Here is a 19,029-nt window from a genome sequence, read left to right as displayed (position 1 = left end):
AAAAGAATTAAGCTTTTGTTTTTCATTTAAAACCTCCAATACTCTTGATCTTATTAATGTTTCCCCAAATCTATTGCATCAGGAAACAGCGCGTTGTCTCATACGTCAAAAAAAACACTAAATTTTTTACCGGAACTGCTCACTCAATATGATCAACCTCAAACCCGCTGGGTTCAGGTATGGTTGGAAAATGACAGATTATTTTCAAACGATGGTACCTGCCAGATTTTCTATTGACTCGGCGGCGCCAATTAGAAAAAAGGAAAGCGCACTATGAAATTTCATTCGTTAAAAATCTCCGCTGCCTGCGCGGTGATCTTTTACTAACCGATTCAATTCTTTGCGCACACGCATCAACTCCACCGTGTAATGCGCCAGGGCATCCTGCGATTCATGATCGCTGCGGATTAATTCCTGAATTTCCTGCGCCTGTTTTTCCAGCGTCCATTTTTTAAGCTGAAAAATACAATCTCTGGCAAACTTCAACGGATCGTTAAACTCCATTAAATCCAGCGCCGAAAGCGCCGCCTGCACGTCGACCGCCTCCTGAAATTGTGAAAGAATCTCGCTTTTATCGACTTTGCCCACCTCATCCAGTTCGTTTAAAATGGCCTCGTACACTTCAATAAACGACGGATTCTCGAAAAGATCATAAGAGAGCTGGGAGAGGAGAAAATTTCTGACTCTTTCTTCGCCGTTGAGCAGCAAATAGACCACGCCGGCCTCGGCCAGGTATTGGCCGCGGTGTACGCGATCTTCGGTTTCTGTCGGAATTTCTGGCGAAACGGTTTCAGCCTTCTTCCAGCGCCGCCTCTGCCTTTCCAGCTTTTTAAATTGTTCAACCAGCAGGTCTTCGTTAATCTGCAAAAGGTCTGAGACGAGCGGCAGATAGAGTCCGGTTTTTAAAGGGTCGTTCAATTCCAGCAAATTTTCCAGCAATTGCGAGACAAATTGATTTTTAGCCTGCAACGAGGGTTTGGGGTTTTCCTCATAAAACATATTGATTTCAAATTCCACCGGGGTCAATTGCGATTTCAAATAAGGTTCCAGCGCTTTTAGACCGTTTTTGCGTAAAAACGAGTCGGGGTCTTCGTCCGCCGGCAGCGCGGCAATAAAGGCGTTAAGACCGTTCTTCTCCAGAATATAGCCGTTGCGCAGGGCTGCCTTGCGCCCGGCGTCGTCGCCGTCGTAAAGCAGCAATACCTTTTGCGTGTAGCGCCCGATTAATCGCGCCTGGTAGTCGGTTAGCGCCGTTCCGGAAGTTGCCACCACATTGGTTTGCCCGTGCTCTACCAGTTGCAGCAGATCAAAATAGCCTTCCACCAGAATAACCAGGTCTTCCTCGCGAATGCGGTTGATCGCCTGGTACAATCCGTAGAGAATGGAACCCTTTTTGTAAATGGGGCTTTCGGGGCTGTTAAGATATTTAGGCTGCTGGTCGCTGCGCAATTGCCGTCCGCCAAAACCAATAATTTTTCCGCTGAGATTATGAAAGGGGAACATCACGCGGTGTCTGAACTTATCGATAAAAGCATCATTGTAAAAACTGCGGGCCACCAGGCCCAATTTTTCAGCTTCGGCCAGGTCCACATTCTTTTTCTTAAACACTTCTAACAAACCGGATTTGGAATCGGGCGCATATCCCAGTTGAAATTTTTTAATGGTGCGCTCGGAAAGCCCACGTTGTTTAAAATAATCCAGCCAGTTTTTAAATTCACGCTTAAAAAGATTGTCTTCAAAATAGCGGGCAGCCGTTTCATTGATCTCGTACAGTTTTTCGAAATATGTGCGCTCTCTGGTTTTGGCCTCCAGGTCTTCTTCGGGAAGCGGAATGCCGGCAAATTCGGCCGCGCGGCGCAGGGCTTCAAAAAAAGAGAGCTTTTCGTACTCCATAATAAAAGTGTAGATATTGCCGCCCTTACCGCAGCCGAAACAGTGAAAAATCTGTTTGGCCGGACTGACCACAAAGGAAGGCGTCTTTTCCGTATGAAAGGGGCAAAGACCTTTGTAGTTTTGCCCGGCTTTCTTTAAAGAAACAAAACGCGAAATATAATGAACAATATTAACCGCGCCGCGAATCTCGTCTATTTTTAAAGGATTGATTTTTCCCATAATTATTTAAAAAATATTAAGTTGACTTCAATTGCTCTACTTTCTAAATTAAACACTTTTAAGCATCAAGAGCAAATTTAAAGTTAAAAGGAGGCGACTAATGGGACAACAATTTCCTGAAAAGCAAATCAACATCGAACTGGGCGAGCAAGAAGCCGAAGGCATTTACAGCAATCTGGTGCTCATTTCACACTCTCCGGCCGAATTTGTTTTTGATTTTACTCGAATTTTGCCCGGAAAGCCAAAAGCAAAAGTTTACGCCAGGATTGTAATGGCTCCGCAACACGCCAAATCGCTGCTTAAAGCTCTGGAAGAAAACATTCGCAAATATGAAGCGCAGTTTGGCGAAATCGTCATACACGGCATGGATCATAAAGATAAAAACATTGGCTTCCAGACGGACAAATAGCAAAGTTCTCAACGCAATCCCTGTCCAATACAAATGAAGCTGAATTGCATTCGACCAATTAATTCTTTAATTTTGATGATTTATGGAGAATCTTATTAAAGATGCAATTGCACGGATATACGAGCGAATAGAGGCCGCCTGCCAGCGCGCCGGAAGAAGCCGAGAAGAAATAACGCTGGTGGCGGTAAGCAAAACCATGCCGCCCGAAGTTATTAAGCAGGCCTACGACGCCGGCTTAAGGGTGTTTGGCGAAAACCGCCCGCAGGAGCTAAGAGATAAAGCCCGGCTTTTACCGGAAGATATTCAATGGCATTTTATCGGGCACCTGCAAACCAATAAAATTAAATACGTGGCGCCGCGTGCGGTTTTGATTCATTCGGTCGATTCCCTGCGGCTGGCCGAAGCGCTGGATCAATTCGCCGAAAAGCGGTCGCTGACCATTCCGGTTCTGCTGGAAGTCAACGTCAGCGGCGAAAGCTCCAAATTCGGCTTTGCGCCCGAAAAAACGCCGGAGGCTTTTGAAAAAATTGCAGGCTTAAAACATTTACATATTAAGGGATTGATGACCATTGGCCCGTTAAGCGACGATCGGCAAAAAATTCGCCAGGCCTTTCGTCAACTTTACAATTTGCGAGAAGATTTGCAAAAAACGGCTTCTGGTGTGGAGTTGCCTGTGTTATCCATGGGCATGAGCGGCGATTTTGAAATCGCCATTGAAGAAGGCAGCACGCACATCAGGATCGGAACGGCCATTTTTGGCGCAAGAGGGAGGCAACCTTGAAGTTAACACCCATCGACATCAAAAAGCAGGAATTTAAAACCGCCCTGCGCGGCTACGACCGCGTGGAAGTGGAAACCTATCTCGAATATGTGGCGGAAGAATACGAACGTCTGTTGCAAAACAACCAGCGTCTGGAAAAAGAAGTCGGCGCTTTAAAGGCGGAACTACGCCATTACAAGGACGTGGAAAAGACGTTAAAACAAACCCTGTACGAAGTACAACAAACCTCTCAACTGTCCAAAAAGACTTCGGAAAAGGAAGCGGAATTGATCCGGCGCGAAGCCGAAGTACAGGCTAAAAAGATGATCGAAGATGCGCGTGCGGAAGTGAGCGTTTTAAAACGCGAACTGGCCGACTTAAAACAGCAAAAAGATTCCTTAATCACGCGCCTGCGTTATTTGCTCTCTTCGCAACTGGAACTGCTGGAAATTTTAGAAACGGACGATGCGCAACTGGATAAATTAAAAAGCAAAACACACCAGGTGTTTAAAGGTTCTAAACGCGCCCTGCCGGTTCAGGAAAAATCCACAAAAAAAACGGCTCCTGCGGAAAAAGAACCGGAAATTAATATTCAGAACGACAAAACGCCTGCCGCCCCGAAACCAGAAAAAAAGCAGGCGAAATCGTCTGAAGAAAAAAATTCAAAAAAGAGCGCCGATTTTTTTAAAGACATCTTCGGCGATGATCTGGACGATTTTTTAAAATGAGGGAGAGAGGGAATTCATTAACATAAAGGGTGGAAACATGAATGGCATCAAGTTTTTTAAGTGGATTGTTCTGCTGGGGCTTTTGTTCAGCATTCTGGCCTGCAGCGGGAAGCGCTATGTTTCGTTAACCGACCCGGAATCTCAGGCCTCTGTGCGCATTAATTTGAAAGACGGAACATACCGGGAAGGCATCATTGTCACGGGCGATTCGGTCAATCTGATTTATGTGGATGCGCGCACACACAAAAAGAGTTTAATCAAGTTTGACGATATTAAATACATCGTCAAAATTAGCAGATATTTTGATTTTGAAGGAAATCCTATTCCAATCCATGAGATCAAACAACACAAATCCCCTAAAAACACCATTCTTTACGGAATGGCGGGGCTCTTTTTAGGAGGAGCCGTTGGCACCGGCGTGGGCATTGGTCTCTACTCCATCGACCAACCTTTGCTGGCCAACGTTAGTATTTTAGTGTTTGGCGGCCTGGGCGCTTATTACTTTGGCAACAAGGGTTATTACAAAGATATCGAAGAAGCGGCCTTTGCGGCCCGTAAAGCGCGCTACGAAGAATACAAAGCCATCCGCGCCGAAAAACGCAGATTGGAAGAGTTGAAAAGAAAAAAAGAAGAGTTGTTAAAAAAATTGAAACAGAAAAAATCTAAACAAGGAGCCAGTCAGCAAGATGATTAGTCGGGAAGCCTATCTTCAGCAAATTAGCGAAGCCCATGATTTTATCAGGGGCAAAATTGAAAACGACCCGCAGATCGGGATTATTTTAGGAACCGGGCTGGGCGGTCTGGTCAAGGAGATCGAAATCGCACAGGAAATTCCCTATCAGCAAATTCCCCACTTCCCCGTTTCTACGGTGGAAAGTCACGAGGGCAAGCTGATCTTTGGCACGCTGGGCGGAAAACAGGTCATGGCCATGCAGGGGCGTTTTCATTATTATGAAGGCTACTCCATGCAGCAGATCACCTTTCCGGTGCGCATCATGAAAAAACTGGGCATTAAAACGCTGCTCATTTCCAATGCCAGCGGCGGCATGAATCCGCTGTTCCGCAAAGGAGATTTAATGCTGATCGAAGACCATATCAATTTGCTGGGCACCAATCCCCTGATCGGCCAGAATCTGGACGAGTTCGGTCCGCGTTTTCCGGACATGTCCGAGCCCTATTCCAGACGGTTAATCGCTCTGGCCGAGGATGTGGCTCTTGAAAACAAGATTAAAGTTCAGAAGGGCGTTTTTATTGCCGTTCCCGGGCCCAGCCTGGAAACGCGCGCCGAATATCGCTTTTTACGGGCGGCGGGCGCCGACGTGGTTGGCATGTCCACGGTTCCGGAGGTAATTGTGGCCAATCACCAGAAGATGGAAGTGCTTGGTATTTCGGTTATTACCGACGAATGTTTTCCGGAAGCGCTGGAGCCGGTTGATGTGGAAGAGATCATTCGCGTTGCCGGACAAACAGAACCGAAATTGACGCTGATCATGCGCGAAGTGGTTAAACGACTGTAGAAATTACGAAACCATCTAATGAATGGAGTGGAAGAGAAGATGTTTAAGGAAGTGAAAAAAAACCTGCAATTACCAGAAATCGAAAAACGCGTTTTAGAGTTCTGGAAAAAACATAGAATTTTCGAAAAATCCGTTGAAGAACGCGAAGGCAAAGCAAAATACATCTTTTACGAAGGCCCGCCAACGGCCAATGGCAAACCGGGCATTCACCATGTGATGTCGCGAACGGTTAAAGACGTGATTTGCCGCTTTAAGACCATGGAAGGTTATCAGGTGCCGCGTAAGGCGGGTTGGGATACGCACGGCCTGCCGGTGGAAATTGCGGTGGAAAAAGAGATGGGCATTACCAATAAAAAAGAAATTGAAAAAATCGGCATCGAAAAATTCAACAATGCCTGTAAAGAACTGGTAAACCGCCATATCGAAATGAAGGAAGGCTGGCGCACGCTTACCGATCGCATGGGCTACTGGATCGATCTGGAGCACGCCTACATCACCTACAAAAACGAATACATTGAATCGGTGTGGTGGGCGATTAAACAAATTTTCGATAAGGGACTGATCTATCGCGATTTTAAAATCGTGCCCCAGTCGCCGACTATCGAAACGCCGTTAAGCTCCCATGAGCTTTCGCTGGGCTACAAAGAGGTCAAAGACCCCAATTGTTACATCAAAGTAAAAATTCTGGAATCGCCCAAAAAAGAGCTGCAGAATGCGCACCTGTTGGTATGGACGACCACGCCCTGGACGCTTATTTCCAATGTGGCCATGGCCGTTGGGCCGGACATCGATTACGTGCTGGTCAAAAACACGCGTAAAATCAAAACCAAAGAGGGCGAAAAAACGTTAACCGACCTGCTGGTGCTGGCCGAAGCCAGATTGCAGGTGCTGGACGGCGAATACGAAATTTTAGCGCGCTTTAAAGGCAAGGAGCTTTTTGGGACGGTTTACGAACAAATTTTCGAATTTTTACCCATCGACCGCCAGAAATACCCCAATGCGCTTACGGTTTTAACCGCCGATTTCGTCTCTACCGATGACGGTTCGGGCATTGTGCACATTGCGCCAGCCTTTGGACAGGACGACTACGACATGTCTAAAAAATACAACCTGCCCTTTTTACAACCGGTTACTCCGGGCGGACGCTTTACCGATGAGGTGGGCGAATTTTCCGGACGAACGGTCAAAACCTTCCAGTACACCGATCACGTGGAAGAAGGCGTGGACAAAGACGTGGTGGCCGGTTTAAAAAAGCGCGGCAAATTGTACCGCAACACCTTTGACTATGTGCACAGCTACCCACATTGCTGGCGTACCGACAATCCGATCATCTACTACGCACGCGAATCGTGGTTTATCGATTCGCCCAAATACAAAGATCAGATGATCGCGCTGAACAAGACCATCAACTGGAACCCGAAAGAGATTGGCCCCGGCCGTTTTGGCAACTGGCTGGAAGACGTTAAAGAGTGGTCGCTTTCTCGCGATCGTTACTGGGGCACGCCCCTGCCGCTGTGGGTTAGCGAAGACGGCGAAGACATTATGGCCATCGGCTCCATCGAAGAGTTAAAAGAGGGCTGGTACGAAAAAGAAGACGGCTCGCGCGTACCAGTCTCCGAAATGGAAGAGCAGATCGATTTACACCGCCCGTTTGTGGACCGGATTATTTTCGAAAAAGACGGCAAAATTTACCGTCGCACCCCGGAAATTGTGGACGTGTGGTTCGATTCCGGCTCCATGCCCTTTGCTCAGTTCCACTATCCGTTCGAAAACACAGAACTGTTTGAGAGCAGTTTTCCGGCCGATTTCATTGCCGAGGGCATCGACCAGACGCGCGGCTGGTTTTACACCCTGCACAATATCGCCACGGTGCTATTCAACAAACCGGCTTTTAAAAACATCATTGTCAACGAACTGATTTTAGATAAAGACGGGCAGAAGATGAGCAAGTCGCGCGGCAACGTGGTTTACCCGATGGAGATGATGGACAAGTACGGCGCCGACGCTTTGCGCTGGTACTTTATGATCGTCAGCCCGCCGTGGATTCCCAAAAAATTTGACGAGGCCGGCCTGCAAGAAGTGGTAAGACGTTTCTTTTCCACATTACTCAATGTTTATTCCTTTTTTGTGATGTACGCCAACTTAGACGGCTATTCCGGCAAAGAAGAAGCCGTGCCCTTCGAAGAGCGGCCAGAAATCGACCGCTGGATTCTCTCGCGCTTGTACACCGTGGTTGAGCAGGTTCGCAAAAGCCTGGATAATTACGATATTACGCGCGCCGTGCGGGCTTTGAACGACTACATGATCGACGATGTGTCTAACTGGTACGTACGACGCAACAGAAGGCGCTTCTGGAAGGCGGAAGCCGGCGCCGATAAGCTGGCCGCCTATCAAACCCTGCACGAGGTTCTGCTGACCTTTGTTAAATTGATGGCGCCCGTTGCGCCCTTTATTGCCGAGGAAATTTATCTGAACCTGAAACAGGAAAATGATCCGATGAGCGTACATCTGGCCGATTTTCCGGAACTGGACGAGGCGTTACAAAAACGACGCGATGCCTCTTTAGAAAAGGCCATGTCCCTGGTTCAGAAGATCGTTTCCACCATCCGCGCCCTGCGTAACGACAAACAGCTTCGCGTGCGCCAGCCATTGAGCCGGGCGTTGATTTACACGCCTTTTAAACAGGAGCGCGAGAACATCCTGAAAATGGCCGACATCATTAAAGAGGAAGTTAATATTAAAAATCTGGAACTTATTGACGATGATACTTCTATTGTTGAACGAAAAGCTAAACCCAACTTTAAGGTGCTGGGAGCGAAAGTCGGCAAATTAATGAGCCAGCTCAAAGGCGTGATCACCGGTTTTAATAGCGATAAAATCAGGGAGCTGGAAGAAAAAGGCTTTATCCATGTGTTCATTGACAACCATGAATTAAAATTAGAAAAAGAAGACGTCATCATTTCTTCCGAGGCAAAAGGCAATTTTGCGGTATTTGCCGAAGATCAACTGACGATTGCTCTGGATTTAACGCTGACTCCGGAACTTCTGGAAGAGGGTTTTGCCCGTGAATTTGTCAATCGCGTTCAAAATCTGCGCAAAGAGTTCGGTTTTGAAGTCACCGATCACATTAAGATTGAAGTCGATGGCCTGCCGGAGGAAAAGAAAATGGCATTGGAACGTCAAAAATCTTACATTAAAAATGAAACGCTTGCCGAAGATTTAATCTTTGTGCGTTTGAACGAAGAATCGGCAAAAGAAGTCAAAATCGACGCTTTTTCATTTAAAATCAATTTAGTTAAAATTTAATTGTGAGGATTTTATGAACAAGAAGGATCTCGAACGTTTCAAAAATATTATCCTGAGTAAAAAGGAAGAAGTGATAAAGAATCTGGAATATCTGCGTTCTACGATTCTTGATTCCACCACGCGCGAGGCAACCGGCGATCACTCCGCTTACTCATTTCACATGGCCGATCAGGGAACGGATAATATGGAACGTGAAAAAGCCTTTCTGTTTGCCGCCCGTGACGAAAAATATCTAAAGCAGCTGGACATGGCCCTGGAACGCATTGAAAACGGCACCTACGGTATTTGTCGCGTTTGCCGCAAAGAGATCGATCACAAACGGCTGGAAGCAGTTCCGACAACGACCATCTGTTTTGATTGCAAAGTAGCTGAATCCGGAAGATAGAACGCAGAATGGAAAAAAGGCTATCGTTTAAGACCATGGGCGGAATCATTGTTCTGGTAATAATTCTGGACCAGATCACCAAATACATTATTAAAACCAATATGAGGCTCGGCGAATCAATCCCCGTTCTTGGTAACTTCTTTTGCATCACGTACGTGGAAAATCCGGGAATGGCTTTCGGTATTCGCGTCAGCAATCCTGTTGTTTTCAGCGCGCTATCCCTATTTGCCGCCGCGCTGGTATTTTACTACCTGTTCCGCTTGCGCAATGAGGGCTGGTTGATTCAAACGGCGCTAAGCCTGATTGCCGCCGGCGCCATCGGCAATTTGCTCGATCGTTTTATTCATGGAAAAGTCGTCGATTTTTTGGACGTGGAATTTTTTGATATCTCCATCCCTGCCTTCCGTTTTTTAAGCCTGGAGTTTCCTGGTTACAGTATGACGCGCTGGCCGGTGTTTAACGTGGCCGATTCGGCCGTAACGGTGGGGATGACCATTCTCATCTTTTACATCATCTTTATTGGCGATCCCTTAAAAAACCTGGAATATCCCGGGCAATCCTCAAAAAGCGAAGCGAAAACGGAAACCGAGTAGCGTTATAGTGGAAGAAAAAAAGACCATCATTGTTACGGAATCGGAGGTTGGGTTCAGGCTCGATCAGTTTTTGGCGGGTAAGTTCCCGGAATACAGCCGGTCTTATTTCAATAGACTGATTAAAAATAATGATGTGCTGGTTAATAACCAGCCATCTAAAAGCGGCTACCTGCTGCGCCTGGGCGATGAAATTTCCGTGCATCTAAAGCGCACACAAATCGATATGGAGCCTGAGCCCATTCCCATTAACATTGTGTACGAAGACGAGGATCTGCTGGTTATTGACAAACCGGCCGGTATGGTCGTTCATCCGGGCAAAGGCAACGAATCGAATACGCTGGTTAATGCCCTGCTCTACCACACCAACAGTCTGGCCGATACCGGCGAGGCTGTGCGTCCGGGTATTGTGCATCGGCTGGATAAAGACACCTCCGGCCTGCTTGTGATTGCTAAAAATGATCGGGCGCAACGCCATCTACGCCGCCAGTTTGACACGAAAGAAATCTTTCGCATTTACTGGGCGCTGGTTTGGGGCGACTTTGACGAAGATAGGGGCGTGATCCGCGAGCCCATCGCCCGCAGCCGTAAGAATCCCATTAAATTTGTGGTGGATCCGCGCGGGCGCGACGCCGTAACGCGCTTTAAAGTGCTGCAACGCTTTCAATACGTTACTCTGCTGGAAATCCGGCTGGAAACCGGTCGCACGCATCAAATTCGCGTGCACATGCGCCATATTAATCATCCGGTGGTTGGCGATCAGTTGTACAACGGGCGTGAGACGCAATTGTTGAACCTGCCGCAAAATTTACGCAAGCGCGGGGAGCATCTGCTTAAGCTTCTTCCCCACCAGACATTGCACGCCAGAAAACTCTCCTTTTTACATCCGCGCACCGGACAACGCGTGGATTTCGAAGCGGACCTGCCAGAAAATTTTAAAACCGCCCTGCAAAAATTGCCGGATTTGTTTATGCTTTAGCGCATTTGCGCCACAAAATGTAATCGAAAGCCGCTGGATATTTCGGCTGCGCTGTCGGGTTTTAATCCGGAAGGGATTTACACATAGAATTGGATTTGGCTGGAATTTTTGGGAGGATTTTGAAGCCTTATTCAGATGCAATAAAATTTAGTACAGGAAGAATATGGCGACGATAAATTAATGTACCTGTATCATTCGGATGCAAATTATCACTTGTGAAAGTATTTCCTGTTACGCCACTACCTACTGTTGCTTCACCATAGTTCCACCCTTTGTTGCGAGCTTCTTCAATAAAAACATTTGCCATATCTATAAATGGGACATCATTCTTTTCGAGAAAGAGCTCTTTTGTTTTATTCCAATCACTCATATATTTTTCATTAATTTTACCATCTACAAAATAAGAATTTGGCCAATGTGGTAAATATGTAAATACTTCAAAATCTTGCCAATTATTGGAACGTTTTTTTAAAGAGTTTGGGTTATCAAAGCCAGGACGATCGCCCCAAACAAAATCATAAGCATATTCCCAACTGGAACGGGGAGTATTATTTATACACTGTTCTAAAATTATCAAATCCGGATGTCTTCCAAATAAATCATTTTCTATAAATCTATCTAAATTATTAGGAGGTCGATAAAAATTATGACTACCTCTAGCAATGTTAATTACGAATATTGTATAACCATTATATTTCTCTATTCCCCAATATAAAAGACGTTTTGAATTTGAGCCTTTAGACAACCGCACTTTAACAACGCCCATGTTTGAAACTCTTTGAAATTTCAAACGCTTCAAATATATTGAATTTCCCCAACCATAATTTCGTGAATTTTGTTCATACATAGAAAATCTATAATTATGGGCTTCAATATCTCCTTCAATTTTTATCTGGCCAGAGCCACCAGATACTGTTACTAAAACATTATCTTCTGCTAATGTATCGCTTCGATAAATAAAATTACACTTTTCATATTTAGATAGATCCCAAGAGAATTCGATATATGCATTTTCAGAGATACTAAATCTGGTAATTGAGCCATCATCTCGCGTGCCGACATAGCCATTAAACATATTATTAATCCAACACTCATCCCAAGCTTCATTTTGTTCATAAGTTAGGAAATCACCATATTCTTTAAAAACAAAATCAGAGTCAAAACGGTCATATTTAGGTTTATTTTTAACAAGTGTGGCCCAAATATAATAGGCTAAGTTTTGGCTTTGCATTTGTGGAGGAAGTTTTGGATGTAATTCTTCCGGCCAATATGTAGTATGCCTTTGTCTTGAAATATATGAATCACCTAAAATTAAAACTGTTAAATCCTTATTTCGGTTAAAATATTTATCTCTAAAATTAGGTAGTTTATCTTGCAATTCTGGATATAAGTTTGTCCAATTGATCGTAGTAAAACGCCACACTTTGCCTGGAACTTGCTTCCAATAATAAGAAACAGTATCACCATTAATCACTTTTGCATAGTTAGCTATGACTTGCCAATAGTATGTTTTACCTGCCTCTAAATTTCGAACGTAATAATTGTTAGATTTTGAATTTTCTAAATACTTAACAGTAGGCGGGTTCTGAGTACCGAAAAAAAGGTCAAAAGAGTAAGCCTTGCTACAATCCCACGTAAGATTTAATGATAATTTTTGATTGGTTGAGTTGTCAATCGGCGATGGGTTCGTCGGTACTGGTAGTGCTTCCTGTGTGGTAATAACAGAAATTGCTTTATCTCCACCATTTGAAAATATATATATTTCTTGATTGTATAAACCGACACGGATGCTATCCCTATTAATAGTAACTGTTATTATGTCCTTCTCGTCATCGCAAGTACCAAATGCTGGATTGATGGAAATCCAGTTAACATCATTTGGTCTCATTATTTTATACTTTAATTGCTCAACACCAGACTCAAAAAGCCCGTTTTCCTTTCCTGAGTTTTCTATTATAAATTCCTTTTCAACTTCATCTGAGCCAAAATCGAGTTGATTGGTAGAAACTTTTAATTCTGCCTCACCTTTTGTGCAGCTAGATAATACAACATATGTAACTATTGTTAAAGTAAATAGAATTTTATAAAACATATTTGAAATCCGTTTAATAAAAATTGAATACTATTTTCAAAATAATCATGAAGATAGAAACAGATATATAGTGACCGGAAACATAACATTTAATTCCTGCGGCGTCTTCAGCTGTTAACAGAAAAGTATTGTTAGAAATTCAATCTTTTTTGTATCTTATTTGGATTTTGCCTACAATCAAGGATTGCGTAAACAATAACCGTATCTTCATGAACTTTGTAATAAATGGCAAAGGGAAATCTCTTTGATAACATCCTATGATATCCAAACTGCCTTTGATGTATCCCCCCGTATAATTGTAAAGAGTCAATATCTGAAAATAATGTATCTATAAAATAACCTCCTAATCCTTTACTTAATTTTTCATAAAACTCATATCCTCTTTTCAAATCTTCGATTGCAGATTCTAAAATTCTTATTTTCATTTAGATATACTTTCGGATCTTATCTTTTGCCTCATTCCAGTTTAATATTGCTTCTTTACCGTCTTTTATTTTTTTTTCTCTTTCTTCTAAAACAGCTTTATGCCAAAGGGAAGAAGGAATCTGCTTTTCATATTTAATCAAATCACTCCAGATTTCTTCCATTAATTTTAATTTTTCTTCAATTGTCATATTTTCTAAAATAATTTCCATTCTTTAGCTCCTTAAACATAAACTTCTAAAATTCTTTTATATTTTATCTATACTTTCAATATTTTTGCAACCGATATGGGAATTTTTTTATTTTACTTCCAGCGTAAAGATTAACCACTCTCCACCAAACGTGGTTTGTTTAAACTTCTGTCTGCAACACTCGTTTTATATACCTGCCTCAAAAAAACACACTACTTTTTAATATTTTATGAAAAAGACCTCTCAAAGTCAAACCAGAACCGTGTGTTTTTATATCCGTCCTTTTAAAAACATCTTTCTTTTATGTCGGTGTCCAGTTTAATTCCCCAGGTGTAGGATCGAGATAATTCCCCAGGTTTAAAAAAATTTTAGTATAAATTAAGCGAAATTTTCTTTTTAATTCAACTTTAATTTTCAGTAAATATTTGAGTTCAGTATAAAAACCACGAATTTCACAAATGGACACGAATATGTTTTATGTAATTTAAATAAAAACCATAGTCCATTTTAAATGAAATTAGATAATAATACCTTTTTAGAGTGAACTCATATTTTATTTTCTTTTACCTAAAGGATTGCATTAGCAATAATCGGATCAGGAAAGATGTGCATCCAATCCGTAATATCTCTATTCGAATTTAAGATCATAGATTTTTTACCATACCTTTGATCTACCAAAGCATAAAATATTTGCGCCCATTGTTTGGAGATTGCAAGGAAAGCAAAATCATCGATGGCTATAAGGTCTAACTTATTTAGTTCTTTTTAAAAGAAGATGGACTTCATTTTTTAAAAGCGCTTTTTCTGAGCTACTTGAAATAAGCGTTGGTAGATTTCTAAGGCAGCGAAGCCGCAACCAAAATCAACCGTAACGTGCGCAAAGTAATTTTTCCGCAGATTACACCAATAATCGCAGAAAATGATTAAACAAACTATTCTGAGACTAAAGCTAAGCAAATCGGCGCTATTTACGCCCGGGGGTGTCTCAAAAGCGAAATTAAATGTATATTTATTTAATATCATGGAAAACCTTACATTGGCCATCTCCCCCTGCCCCCCCTGATTTATTATAGTCAAATATTTTAATAATAAAGTTATTAACAATATGTTAATAACTGTAGAGGGTGTGGATATGTGGATAACTCATTTTTTACACACCTAACTCCTTTCTTTTTAATATGTTAATTATTGTGGATAACTTTTTCGCCTATTTTTTGAGATATTTTACCTTGTTCTACCCTGATATTCGAGAGTCTGTATTTTAACAGCTCTTATCTTACTTAATCGGAACTAAGGTAAATATGACGGGAAGCCTTTTTTTGCTCTCTTACCGAAGGTCATACTATCTGTATGCCTTTATGGGGGGGCCGAAGGTCTTCCCGCCATATCTCAAATTGTTGCTTTTAGGCTGCTTTATTTGATTTTTTATAGCCTTCTATGTAGAAACTATCATCTCTTACTAATGCAAAAATAATGGCTAATATCTTTCTGGATAACGCCGTTAAAGCCTTGGCGCTGGCCATCCCTTTCTCCTTATGTACCTGATAAACTTCTTGTAAGATACCTCTACTTGCATTGATGGCTATATAAAAAAGAGCTTTTCTTAATAAACTCCGACCGCGTTTGCTTATGTGATGTTTACCTTTATGTTGGCCAGAACTGACTTCATACAGGTTTAATCCCGCTATCTTCTCTAACTCACGATAACTTTTATATCTGCGGATATCTCCTAACTCTCCTATTAAAATGGCTGCGATTATGGGTCCTATCCCTTTTATGGATAATATGTTCCTGCTGTATGGCACTTCTTTTAAATAATTCTCTATCTCATCCTTTAGTGACTTTTGATAAGATTCTAAACGATCTATCTGATCAAGATGTATCTTGATCTCCATTACAATGGACCGGGTTCCTTCTTTGATGCCTCCGCTCATCTTAGCAGCTTCATATAAAGCAAGGGCCTTTTCTTCACCTAATCGGTTTTTACTTACTGACTTTATTAGCTCTGTTAGCTTTGTTAAGCCTAAATCCAATATGAATTGAGGTAAAGTATAATGAGCCAAAAGATAACGTGAAGTCTTTGTAGTTAAATCTCTCATGACCTGAGAGAATTCCGGAAATATCTTAAATAACTGTCCCTCAATTCGATTATAACTCCTTCGTAGATCTTCAAGTATTTTCTCTCTTAAATGAACCAATTCGCGTAATTCCGCAAAAATTCCCTCTGGGATGATTACTGTTAAATATTTGTTTAATTCTATTATATCTGCTATGACCTTTGGGTCTTTTTTATCTGTCTTATTGGGACTATTGTCCGTTAATTCTTTCAGGCGCTTGGTATGCATCGGATTTATTTGTACAATCTCATAGCCCCTTCGATGTAGATAATGAATGAGCGCAAGCCCATAGCTGCCAGTGGATTCCAGGCCAAATAAACAATTCTTAAGACCGGTCTTTGCTCTGAAGCTTTCTACTTTTTTTAAAAAATATTCGAATCCTTTACCTGTGTTAAAAAACTTAAACACTTCTAACTCCTGACCATCTTTTGTACGTGCATAACCGTAATTAAATTTTTTGCCTATATCCACTGTAACTAATAAGGTTTCTTCGTTGAATTTTCTCTCTTTTTTGTTTATTTTCCCCATGACTATGCTCCTTTCTTTTTTTTTAAATCAGCTTACAATTTAAGGAGTATAGTCTTTTCTTTCATCCTTTTGTTGACAACTATAATATAGTAAGCTCTCCCCCGAAAATCGGGAGAGGGGGAATTAAAGGGGGTGAGGGAAAGAAGAATTTTATAAAAATACATTGTCTTTGACTTTTGGGACAGCCCCGGGCTGGGAGATGAGTTTTTAAAACAGTACAAAAATTTTCGCACGCTAAGGCATTACATTTTTTGAAGGAAGTATTCTAATAGTAGTAAAAAAGAAGTCGTTTTTGCAATAACGACTTCTCTAAATAAAACTGTTCAATTATTCTCAACTGTCCATTTTGATTTTATCCAGTTTATTTAATTGGATTCGTCTCCAATAGCAGGATTGAAAGGCGCAAATATACCGTCCGGGTTTTCCAATTTAATCCAAACATGCAGTTGCCATTGTTTCAATTCCTCATTGAAATGCCATTCATCCAGATCTCCGGTAAATCCTTCAGGCGGATTGCCCGGATTTTCCGGATCCTCAGGAATGATTGAATATTCAACGGCAACCATTTGCATAACACCATTTTCATCTGGCAAGTATAAAATAATCTCTGGTTTTTCCAATTCAAAAACGCCATCGGAATAAGCCGGATTTAAAAAATGATGCCCCATATTTGGCACATAACCGGATACATCGATCCATCCTTCGCTTTTAGCAACTTTAAAATCAACATATTTTTCTGTTGCTTCTTTTAATTGATTAACTTCTAATTCCCAATCCTCTAAATTCGGTGTATTAACGCCATTTTTATTGCAACTAAATAGTGAAAATACAATTATTGAAATTAGCAATACTAATTTATTCATAGTTAAAATCCTTTCGGTTAATTGTTATTTTACAAATGTGATTCCATACTTTCCGCATATTTTGGTAACTTTTTCAAAGTCAGGCGGTCCTGGAGGTAAAGCAGCCAACTCTCTGAACATAATTTCAATTCCGGCCGGAAATGCACTGACAATCATTTTTGCTTTTTCTGTTCCCACAACTTTCCATGCATGGACTATATTTTTGGGTGCGAAAGCAGTATCTCCTGCTTGCAAAACAGTTGTTTTTCCATCAATCATCATTTCGACCTGCCCTTCTATTACTCTAAATATTTCATCTTCCTGGCTATGGATGTGCGGAGGAATGCCGACTCCGGGTTCAACATCGCTAACCCAGTCCACAATCTGGTTACCGGTTTCGTTTCCTGCGAATTTATGTGTTTGGATATCCCCCAATACATTTAATATTTCTCCTTCTTTCTCTTTTATGATTTTGGGGTTGACCACATTAAGTGACGACTCTTTTTTAAAAAACTGATTGCTAACAGCAATAGCTGGCATTAAAACAGAAACAGCACTTAAGACCGAAGTTTGAATGAATTTTCTCCTGTCCAAATTATCAATCCTCCAAATTATAATTTCTGGTTGTAATAATTTCAGAGAAATGATAAGGAGAAAGATTCTATTGCACAATGCGATAAAATCGGTAAAACCTTAGAATTTCGGAACGATTAGCTTTTTCTTGTCTGAGAAGGGGAAACACCAGTGTGTTTTTTCATAAAATAACTAAAATAATCCGGTGATGAAAATCCAAGGTCAAAAGCAATTTCTTTGATGGGTTTGTCTGTAAATTTTAGTTCGTATCGGGCAGTCATTAATAGTTTTTCATCAATGAGGCTTTTGGCGTTGGTGCCTAAAATTTCTTTCACGCATTCGTTGAGGTATTTATCCGAAACGTTTAATAATTGTGCATAGGCAGTAACTTTATGATATTCCGAAAATAGTTTTTCAATCTTTTTTTTGAATTTATAGACCAGGGCGGTTTTTTGATTATTGTCGGAAATAAACGATTTAATATTGCATTTTCCATCGCAATAAACAAAAAGTGTGTTCAAAAGCGATAAAATGGCTTCTTCTTTATTGGCCAGATTAGTGCTGTTAAGTTCATCGAGCATTTCGAGTATGGACTGCACCCGTATTTCAATACCAGGGGAAAGGTTTATTTTCGGTATTTCATCAATAGACTTAAAAAAGCGTACCTGGGTAATGTGGAGGTTTTTGAAAACAGGATAATCTAAGATATATTTGGGAATATATAGCAAGTAACCTGACAATGGGCTCATTGCGTTTTTGTAAATCTTCCAATTAACATCAGGCGTAAAGAAGAAAACCGAATTCGACACGTTTTTGTACTTCGTTTTGTTTATTTCGATCTGGTCAATGCCGTTTTGAATCCAGCACAAAGTATAGTGATCTTCATGATTTCGACTGGAAGTCACTTTATTCATTATGGGTGATATTTTTATTTCTTGTGGTGTCATTGTTGTATTACTACCAACTCCCTGCGCTTCACTGGAAATGCTACGCTCAAAACAGCAAAAAAAACAGCCGCCAGACATTTACCAGTGCAAACACTCTTTGAATTAAGCCCCGCAGGCGGGGCAATATTTATCAGGCCATGACACACCTTAAGTTAAAGTACAATTGTCAAAAACATACATTTAACTCTGGAGGTATGTCATGACCCGTTTATTCGATCGTTTTGTACAGGATATGCAACTTAGGAATTTCTCCGAAAGCGCCATCCGTTCTTACACTTACGCTTTAAAACAATTAGCAGCCCATTTCGATAAGGCGCCAGAATTAATCAATGAACAGGAAATTAAAAATTATTTTCTCTTCAACCGAAACTCAAACAGCGGTCATTCTAAGCCTGAAAAAAGTTAATAAAATTTAATGCGGTATCAAAATAGAAAATTTCGAAGGATGTTTAAAAACCATTTAGAAGCTTTAAATTAAAAAAACAATCATTGTTTTAATGTATTGCTTATTTTTAGCTCAAAGTAGAAAG

18 protein-coding genes and 1 pseudogene are annotated in these 19,029 nt (G+C 41.5%); 10 read left to right on the top strand and 9 right to left on the bottom strand.

Features of this window, described 5'->3' with window-relative positions:
- Positions 1-288: 288 nt before the first annotated feature.
- Entirely contained in the window at positions 289-2,112 is a 1,824-nt protein-coding gene (gene dnaG / locus Cabys_RS07570) for a DNA primase (RefSeq protein WP_006929693.1), read from the bottom strand.
- Between the two features lie 100 nt (positions 2,113-2,212).
- Here dnaG and Cabys_RS07565 point away from each other — a divergent pair, with 100 nt between their 5' ends.
- The 9 genes from Cabys_RS07565 to Cabys_RS07525 all read left to right on the top strand — a co-directional run bounded on the left by Cabys_RS07565 (position 2,213) and on the right by Cabys_RS07525 (position 10,786).
- A complete protein-coding gene (locus Cabys_RS07565; RefSeq protein ID WP_006929692.1) occupies positions 2,213-2,521 on the top strand; it encodes a DUF3467 domain-containing protein in 309 nt (102 codons plus the stop codon).
- 82 nt (positions 2,522-2,603) lie between these two features.
- On the top strand, positions 2,604-3,302 hold the full coding sequence (locus Cabys_RS07560; RefSeq protein WP_006929691.1) for a YggS family pyridoxal phosphate-dependent enzyme: 699 nt from the start codon (positions 2,604-2,606) through the stop codon (positions 3,300-3,302).
- On the top strand, positions 3,299-4,009 hold the full coding sequence (locus tag Cabys_RS07555; protein WP_006929690.1) for a DivIVA domain-containing protein: 711 nt from the start codon (positions 3,299-3,301) through the stop codon (positions 4,007-4,009). The genes Cabys_RS07560 and Cabys_RS07555 overlap by 4 nt, the downstream gene beginning before the upstream one ends.
- Before the next feature lie 37 nt (positions 4,010-4,046).
- Positions 4,047-4,703: a hypothetical protein gene (locus Cabys_RS07550; RefSeq protein ID WP_006929689.1), complete on the top strand. Its 657-nt coding sequence runs from the start codon at positions 4,047-4,049 to the stop codon at positions 4,701-4,703.
- Entirely contained in the window at positions 4,696-5,526 is an 831-nt protein-coding gene (locus tag Cabys_RS07545; RefSeq protein ID WP_006929687.1) for a purine-nucleoside phosphorylase, read from the top strand. The genes Cabys_RS07550 and Cabys_RS07545 overlap by 8 nt, the downstream gene beginning before the upstream one ends.
- Before the next feature lie 18 nt (positions 5,527-5,544).
- Positions 5,545-8,832 (top strand): isoleucine--tRNA ligase, encoded by a 3,288-nt coding sequence (gene ileS / locus Cabys_RS07540; RefSeq protein ID WP_150109292.1) that lies wholly within the window; start codon positions 5,545-5,547, stop codon positions 8,830-8,832.
- Between the two features lie 13 nt (positions 8,833-8,845).
- Entirely contained in the window at positions 8,846-9,217 is a 372-nt protein-coding gene (locus Cabys_RS07535; RefSeq protein ID WP_006929685.1) for a TraR/DksA family transcriptional regulator, read from the top strand.
- A gap of 8 nt (positions 9,218-9,225) precedes the next feature.
- A complete protein-coding gene (gene lspA / locus Cabys_RS07530) occupies positions 9,226-9,810 on the top strand; it encodes a signal peptidase II (RefSeq protein WP_052304176.1) in 585 nt (194 codons plus the stop codon).
- Positions 9,811-9,817: 7 nt separating this feature from the next.
- A complete protein-coding gene (locus Cabys_RS07525) occupies positions 9,818-10,786 on the top strand; it encodes an RluA family pseudouridine synthase (protein ID WP_006929683.1) in 969 nt (322 codons plus the stop codon).
- A 127-nt stretch (positions 10,787-10,913) separates the two neighbouring features.
- Here the strand turns inward: Cabys_RS07525 and Cabys_RS07520 are convergent, their stop codons facing one another.
- The 8 genes and pseudogenes from Cabys_RS07520 to Cabys_RS07480 all read right to left on the bottom strand — a co-directional run bounded on the left by Cabys_RS07520 (position 10,914) and on the right by Cabys_RS07480 (position 18,577).
- Positions 10,914-12,878: a hypothetical protein gene (locus Cabys_RS07520; protein WP_006929677.1), complete on the bottom strand. Its 1,965-nt coding sequence runs from the start codon at positions 12,876-12,878 to the stop codon at positions 10,914-10,916.
- Between the two features lie 131 nt (positions 12,879-13,009).
- Positions 13,010-13,303: a type II toxin-antitoxin system RelE/ParE family toxin gene (locus Cabys_RS07515; RefSeq protein ID WP_006929675.1), complete on the bottom strand. Its 294-nt coding sequence runs from the start codon at positions 13,301-13,303 to the stop codon at positions 13,010-13,012.
- On the bottom strand, positions 13,304-13,513 hold the full coding sequence (locus tag Cabys_RS07510; protein ID WP_006929673.1) for an addiction module protein: 210 nt from the start codon (positions 13,511-13,513) through the stop codon (positions 13,304-13,306).
- A 546-nt stretch (positions 13,514-14,059) separates the two neighbouring features.
- A pseudogene (locus Cabys_RS20720) lies at positions 14,060-14,239 on the bottom strand (ATP-binding protein); the annotation flags it as partial.
- A 656-nt stretch (positions 14,240-14,895) separates the two neighbouring features.
- Complete coding sequence (locus tag Cabys_RS07495) at positions 14,896-16,137, bottom strand: IS110 family RNA-guided transposase (RefSeq protein WP_006926587.1); 1,242 nt, start codon at positions 16,135-16,137, stop codon at positions 14,896-14,898.
- A 365-nt stretch (positions 16,138-16,502) separates the two neighbouring features.
- Positions 16,503-17,000: a hypothetical protein gene (locus Cabys_RS07490; RefSeq protein ID WP_006929670.1), complete on the bottom strand. Its 498-nt coding sequence runs from the start codon at positions 16,998-17,000 to the stop codon at positions 16,503-16,505.
- Between the two features lie 24 nt (positions 17,001-17,024).
- Positions 17,025-17,573, bottom strand: a complete 549-nt coding sequence (locus Cabys_RS07485; RefSeq protein ID WP_006929669.1) for a cupin domain-containing protein — start codon at positions 17,571-17,573, stop codon at positions 17,025-17,027.
- A 116-nt stretch (positions 17,574-17,689) separates the two neighbouring features.
- Positions 17,690-18,577, bottom strand: coding sequence for a helix-turn-helix domain-containing protein (locus tag Cabys_RS07480; RefSeq protein ID WP_217183933.1), 888 nt, complete (start codon positions 18,575-18,577; stop codon positions 17,690-17,692).
- A gap of 121 nt (positions 18,578-18,698) precedes the next feature.
- Here Cabys_RS07480 and Cabys_RS07475 point away from each other — a divergent pair, with 121 nt between their 5' ends.
- On the top strand, positions 18,699-18,905 hold the full coding sequence (locus tag Cabys_RS07475) for a phage integrase N-terminal SAM-like domain-containing protein (protein WP_006929661.1): 207 nt from the start codon (positions 18,699-18,701) through the stop codon (positions 18,903-18,905).
- Positions 18,906-19,029: the final 124 nt, after the last annotated feature.

Source organism: Caldithrix abyssi DSM 13497 (assembly GCF_001886815.1).
Classification (GTDB): domain Bacteria; phylum Calditrichota; class Calditrichia; order Calditrichales; family Calditrichaceae; genus Caldithrix; species Caldithrix abyssi.
This window is presented reverse-complemented; position numbering and strand designations above follow the sequence as displayed.